General features: G+C 64.0%; 5 protein-coding genes. 2 read left to right on the top strand and 3 right to left on the bottom strand.

Translation table 11 applies throughout. The features are described 5' to 3' along the window. The first annotated feature begins 292 nt into the window (after window positions 1-292). On the top strand, window positions 293-835 hold the full coding sequence (locus XI04_RS10230; RefSeq protein ID WP_038950910.1) for an RDD family protein: 543 nt from the start codon (window positions 293-295) through the stop codon (window positions 833-835). Between the two features lie 122 nt (window positions 836-957). Continuing rightward, window positions 958-1,734, top strand: a complete 777-nt coding sequence (locus tag XI04_RS10225; protein WP_028144274.1) for an arginyltransferase — start codon at window positions 958-960, stop codon at window positions 1,732-1,734. A gap of 34 nt (window positions 1,735-1,768) precedes the next feature. On the opposite strand, the gene XI04_RS10220 is transcribed toward XI04_RS10225, so the two are convergent. From XI04_RS10220 to XI04_RS10210, 3 genes are read right to left on the bottom strand one after another with little or no spacing between them, the layout of a single operon-like run. Continuing rightward, complete coding sequence (locus XI04_RS10220; protein ID WP_028144273.1) at window positions 1,769-3,250, bottom strand: Dyp-type peroxidase; 1,482 nt, start codon at window positions 3,248-3,250, stop codon at window positions 1,769-1,771. Continuing rightward, on the bottom strand, window positions 3,247-5,055 hold the full coding sequence (locus tag XI04_RS10215; RefSeq protein ID WP_038972477.1) for a hypothetical protein: 1,809 nt from the start codon (window positions 5,053-5,055) through the stop codon (window positions 3,247-3,249). Before XI04_RS10215 ends, XI04_RS10220 begins: the two co-directional genes overlap by 4 nt. 19 nt (window positions 5,056-5,074) lie before the next feature. After that, window positions 5,075-6,205, bottom strand: a complete 1,131-nt coding sequence (locus XI04_RS10210; protein ID WP_240536456.1) for a cytochrome P450 — start codon at window positions 6,203-6,205, stop codon at window positions 5,075-5,077. Between the last annotated feature and the right edge of the window lie 109 nt (window positions 6,206-6,314).

Genomic DNA, 6,314 nt, shown 5'->3' with positions numbered 1-6,314 from the left:
ACGCAGGGACCCATACCGCGTGATCTAACTGTGATCCGCCGTATTCGTACCGGCGAAATTATCTAACGGTCTTCGCCAAACTCCTCCCTGTGGTTATGGATCCCGGATCTGCGCTTCGCTTGTCCGGGACGACACCGGTGTTTGCGGCGCCAACATCGTGCCCTCCCCCGCCCCCGAATCGCCGGAATATTTCGGCTTGTTAATGCGCCTGCGCCCTTGGCAGGGGGAAAGCCTGTTCCCATGTCCTGCCTCGAGGGTTTTTCCCTCTGTTTCCCCCTTGGGAGGACGGATCATGTCGTACGACTCGGGCAATTCAGGAGCCTGGCGCAATGACGGCGGGGCGCAGCCGCACGCCTACGACCCCTATCTGCACCCGGAGCTGTTCCGTGGCGTTGCGACGCGGCGCGTGTTTGCCTTCCTGATCGACATGGTCGTGATCTCGGTGCCTGTGATCCTCGGCTACATCTTCATCGCATTGTTTGGCGTGGTCACGCTCGGCATCGGCTGGGCGCTGTTCTGGCTGGCCTGGCCGGCCTCCGTGATCTGGGCGATCGTCTATTACGGCGCTTGTATCGGTGGTCCCTCCTCCGCGACGATCGGGATGCGGGTGATGGATCTGGAGCTGCGCACCTGGTACGGCGCACCCGGCTATTTCGTGCTGGGCGCCACCCATGCCGTGCTGTTCTGGGTGTCGGTCTCGTTCCTGACGCCCTTCGTGGTGCTGCTCGGCCTGTTCAACGGCCGCCGGCGCCTGCTGCAGGATTTCGTGCTGGGAACGGTCGTGATCAACAATTCCGTCCGCGCGCCGGTGCCGCAGGCCGCGAGGACCTGGTGATCAACGGCCTACTAACCGGGATCCTCTAAGCTGACTGCTGACCTGACTTGCCAAGCTGACCAATTGACCGGGGGCTTCCGTAGCGCGATGCTGATACTCACTTCGGAGGCCCACGACGTCCCTTGACCCAGCACTCGCGCGATACCCCCCAATTTTACCTTACGGCGCCGTCCCCCTGCCCGTATCTGCCGGGTCGGCATGAGCGCAAGGTGTTCACGCACCTCGTGGGAGAGCGCGCCGGTGACCTCAACGACCTCCTGACCCATGGCGGCTTCCGCCGCAGCCAGTCGATCGCCTACCGGCCGGCCTGCGACCAGTGTCGCGCCTGCGTCTCGGTCCGGGTCGTCGCCAACGAGTTCCGCCCCTCCCGCAACTTCCGCAAGGTGATGGCGCGCAACTCCGACATCATCGGCGAGCAGCGCAGCGCGGTGCCGACCTCCGAGCAATATTCGGTGTTCCGCGCCTATCTCGACGCCCGCCACCGCCATGGCGGCATGGCCGACATGACCGTGCTCGACTACGCCATGATGGTCGAGGACAGCCATGTCGAGACCCGCATCATCGAATACCGCAAGCGCGGCCCCGACAGCGGCATCACCGGCCGTGGCGAGGAGCTGATCGCGGTCGCGCTGACCGACGTGCTCAGCGACGGCCTGTCGATGGTCTATTCGTTCTTCGAGCCGGGCCAGGTCAGCCGCTCGATGGGCACCTTCATGATCCTCGACCACATCGCCCGCGCCCGCCGGCAGGGGCTGCCTTACGTCTATCTCGGCTACTGGATCGAGGGCTCGAAGAAGATGGACTACAAGGCCCGCTTCCTGCCGCAGCAGCGCCTCGCGCCCTCGGGCTGGCTGCGCGTCGACGCACAGGGCGACGCGGCGTCCGAGCCGCAGGATTGACCTCACGTTGCCCCGTCCGGTCCCGCGCCGGCTTTCAGGGCGCCAAGGCTACGACGGCCTCTGAGCCGACCGCCTTCGAACTGCCCTCGCAGCCGAGGATGAATTTGAGCGCAGAGATGCCGGGAAGGAAGAAATAGCCTCCCCCCAGCGTCTGCGTAAACGCGGCCAGGGACACTTCCTCGCCGCTTGCCAATCCCGGCATGGAGAAGCTCCTGGTGGCAGCGGGCTTGCCGACGAGAGGGTCGTCCTGGTCGTTAAGGCAGACGAACCGGGGATTTCGCAACCAGCGCTGGTAGATGAACTCGAACTGCCGCTCGAGATCGGCGTTGCAGGCGATGAAGAAAATGCCCTTGCGCGGCTTTTCGTTCGCAACCTCCTCGCGATAGGGCCGCCCCCGGCGCAGCAGCCGGTGCAGCTTGACCGACTTGATGCTCGATTGCACGTCGATGCCGAGCGTATCCCTCGGATTGACCCGGCGGATATGGGCTCCCTTCGGACAGCCAAACCCGTTCGCGTCGTCGACACGAAAGCGAAATGCATCGGCTTCCGAATCCGAAATCGGAACGCCGGGACTGCCCTGCCACGACAATGGCTTTCCATCCCTTCGACGGCCCATCATCTTCTCGCAGACAGCCTCGCCGTACACCGCTTCAAATTTCGCGAACGCGTCGACATCCTGCTCGATCTGGCGAACCGCGAGATAGGTCCCGTTCAGCGCGAAGCGGCCGCTCGTATACGTGGCGTCGCCGGGCCATCGCTTGACGTTGGGGCAATAGGTCAGCTCGTCGTATTCGTTGCGATAGCCCAGGATGAATTCGCCCGGAGCGACGACGCGGTCCTCGTACAGGATGCCGGCATCCCGCCTGATCTTCTTGCGCTCGGCGCCGCGCTCTTCCCTGAGCTCGCTGATCACGGGCTGCGCGAGGCCATCGCGAAACCCGAAGGACTCATACAATCTTTCTTCCTCGTCGCCCGCCTTTTGCTGGAAGGCGCAGGGATCGTTGTCGACCTTGATGACATCGAACACATCAGGATCAGGATCCAGTTCTGCCGACTTCTCCGGCGCGCTCGCCATCTCGGCAGCGCTCCGTCGCATTCTCCATTCGCCAACCAGGACATGCACGGGGCCGCCGGCACCGCCTTCAACATCGGACCAGCGCCATTCTCGCGGACTGTCCCTCAACAGCAACGCGCGCAGGTCGCAGCCCATGCCGCTGCTGAACGGGGACGGGAACGGATGCGCAGCAGTCTCGTCGCATCCGAGCTTTGCCAGTCCCAAATAGCTGAAAGCGATCGCGACGGCATCGTCGACGGGATGCTTCCTCGATTTCCTGACATCGGCGGCACTGACGACCAGTTTCTTGTCGACGAGCTCTGCGAGCCACGCTCGCGCATCGTCCTCGCGGCCAGACTTGATCGTCAGCAGCCAGAAGCGGCTGGTCTTCAACCAGCCATAACCGCTTCCGAGCATTCCCTGAATGTCCGCGAGCTGTTCGGAAAGATGCGAGGCCTTCATGTTTCGATCGCCCTCATGATGAAGTCGTCGTTCCTGTCGTTGCGCTCGCCGAACAGGGCGTCGCGCAGCCCGGTCGCGAGGTCGATCTCCTCGATCGTCGCGTTGCACGCATCGAAGCGATACATGTGCGGAAGCATGCTGTCGCGGGCGTAGGACTTGAATTTCAACTCGCACTTCACGCCGCGAAAAAGCACGAAACGCGTCGGCGGAAAATCGCGCGGCACCTTGATGTCCGGCTGCCCGACCGCCGCCGATCCCCGCGGCCTCAGCGTCGTCCATCGCCAGGCCAACGTCGTCCCTATCGTCGCGCCGTTGATGAAATCGTCGAGGTAACCGCCGAAATTGCCGTCATAGTTCGAGCAGAATAGAAAGCGCCGACCGTCCTCGATAATGTGCCAATGGCCAAAATGGATACCCGGTGCATCACCGAGCCGCCCCTCGGTGAAGAACACCCGCCCAAAGAACGTCACGACGCGCAGGGACACGCGGATCCACCAGGCGCTCCAGCCGTTCGGGCTGCGGATATCGGTCAGGCTGACCATGTGCGCGGTCCCACTGGCCAACAGCGCTTCGCACTGGTCGATTGACGGATGAACCTGCTGGGCCCGGGCGACATCGTCTTCGTAGGGATGAAAGAACCACTTGCTCAAGGTCGCAAACCGGCGATTGATCCAGGAGAAAAAGGACCCGATGCAGAGCAGCGCGACGATCGCGAGCACGCCGAAGAGGGCGAGCTCCCATCCCGGAACCCGCGCGGTCAAAGCCTCGATCCCTTCCATGATCGGCTTGGGATAGAAGACGAAGACCACCGCACACGCCACGATGGCGAGGAGCAACGGGACGACCACGATCCAGCCGACAACACGGGTGGAGAATGACGACCACGTCTCGGTCGGTCGTTCGAGTTCGCGGCGGACGCTGTCCACCCAGCGCCGCCACGGCGCGAACAGGGCCGGCAGCGCGACCAGGAGCAGCCATCCCAGGAACAGCAGCCCGACAAAGGCGAGCAGTGCCCTGATGCTCGCCCACACGATCCACATGCTCACACTGCTGATGACGTCCACCACGGACTGCACCGGGGGATAGGATGCGCCGACGAACCAGGTGATGGCGCCGAACAGCCCGCGCGGCAGCGCGCCCAGGAGCCAGACGAGGGCCAGCCACAAGCCGAAAACCACGAGCCCATAGCCGACCTTTGCGGAGATGCTCGCACCCCTCCCGCGCCAATAGGAGCGCGGCGCAGGCTGCATCGCCCAGTCGAAGCGCGGGTCCTGGAATGCCCGCTGCGCCAGCGCAAGCGCGAACGATGCACGATCATCGCCGTACATGGCTCTCAACTTGCGTCCCTCATCCCGGGTCCATATCAGGAGATCGTGCTCCTTTTTGATCTGCCGGGCCGTTCTGTCGCGAGGACCGACGAAGCCGCCATCGGCGAGACTGAGCCACCCGATCAGCTTGTCGAACAATTGCCCGTTGCGCGCGCTCACCAGCGGAGGCCCGCCGCCGGGCCAATAGGAGCTGAAGAGCGACCACATCGCGCCGCTGGGATGATGGACCAGCCTGTACAGCATGTCCTTGGGATCGATGCCTTCCTCGACGGCAAGCTCGAGCATCAGCGACGGCGCCTGCTCCTGTGCGTCCGTGCGCGCCGGCAACAGGGCGATGGACGCGAACTGAATGACCGCAACGTCCTGAAGAAGTGCATTCAGCGCGGACTGCATGTCTCCGGAGTCCGAAAAATCCACCGCGCCGCGCCAGCCTGGCGCAATGATGCAGATCATCTGCTGCCGGACCATTTTGAGCATGGATTGTCCTTCCAATCCGTCAGACGAAGTTCACGCGCATGCGAGACATCAGCGGGCCGTCATAGGCGATGGCCTTGCCCTCGCCCCGCGTGAGCCGCAACTCGGGCAGGATCAGCAGACCAATCAGCGCACTCGTCAGGATCTCGACCGCGTAATCCTTGGCGGGACATTGGCGGGTGCCGTATCCGAACATCAGCCAGCGCAAATCCTGGTGCGGCCCCCAATTGCGGGCGGGACAGAACCGACCGCTCTTCTTGACCACCCTGGAATCGAACAGGGCGGCGATCGACCAGATCGCCATCTTGCCGCCAGCGGAGCACGGCGCGTTGTGCCGCGCCCCGGTCTCGAATTCCGTATCGCGCGGCACGTCGCGCGCGAGCAGCGGAAAGATGGGTCGAAAGCGCATGAGCTCGAGCATGTGCTCGCGCACCAGATCGCGGAACTTGGCGTCTTGCCAAACGCCGGCCGGCCCGAGCCGCTGGGCTTCGGCCCGCAAGGCCCGGTGAACCCTGGAGCGCCCGAGCAACTCCTGCACGGCCAGTGCCCCCGACTGCACCGTGACCGGATGCGAAATCCAGGCAAGACCGGCGGCATTCCGCGTGATGGTGCTGGCGGTGCTCTGGACACCCCAAGCCTGTTCGATGTCGCGGCTCACGGCGGCGATACGTGCCCGCAACGCATCCGAGCAGAGTTCCGCCCGTCGCTGAACCCTCAGCGTCGCAGTGCTTCCGGCAAGCAGCTGGCCTGCGACGTACCTGATTTCCAGGAGATATTGCCGTTGCAGCCCGGGATCGTTGACGTTGCCATGCGCGCCCGCCACCACCTTGCCCGTTGCCGCCCCGAACAGTGGATCCATTGCTCGAAACACGATCCACATCAGGTAATCGTCAATGAGGTCGAACGACTTGTTCGTCCCGAGCTGCCCAAGCTGCTGGACGCGTCGCTGAACCTCCTGATCGGCCGCGGCCGGCAGGCTCGCAGCCAGCAAAGCCAACCGGTCATCGAGCAGACGCCTGTCGTCGTGGTAGGTAGGACCCGGATCCATGCCAATCAGGTAATCGCCGGCGGCCAGATTGGCCGCATGAGCGGAGTTCGAGAAACTCTGCGGCCTGGTCAGCACACCCTTGACCGCACTGGCGCGTGCCGCCATGCCGAACCAGCCGCCCGCGAACGGCCAAAGCCGAAACAGGGCACCGACGGCTCGCAATGCCCTCGGACGGCGATTGGCCCAACAGAAGATCCCATAGGAGAGGCTGCGG

The organism is Bradyrhizobium sp. CCBAU 11430 (genome assembly GCF_028128855.1).
GTDB classification, from domain to species: Bacteria; Pseudomonadota; Alphaproteobacteria; order Rhizobiales; family Xanthobacteraceae; genus Bradyrhizobium; species Bradyrhizobium ottawaense.
Note: the sequence above shows the minus strand (reverse complement) of the source record. Positions and strands in the feature narration are given on the sequence as shown.

Bases quoted from the DNA above. Each gene is read 5' to 3' on its own strand.
- XI04_RS10230 (WP_038950910.1), top strand. From the start codon at position 293: ATGTCGTACGACTCGGGCAATTCAGGAGCCTGGCGCAATGACGGCGGG.
- XI04_RS10220 (WP_028144273.1), bottom strand. From the start codon at position 3,250: ATGAAGGCCTCGCATCTTTCCGAACAGCTCGCGGACATTCAGGGAATG.
- XI04_RS10215 (WP_038972477.1), bottom strand. From the start codon at position 5,055: ATGCTCAAAATGGTCCGGCAGCAGATGATCTGCATCATTGCGCCAGGC.
- XI04_RS10210 (WP_240536456.1), bottom strand. From the start codon at position 6,205: ATGGCGGCACGCGCCAGTGCGGTCAAGGGTGTGCTGACCAGGCCGCAG.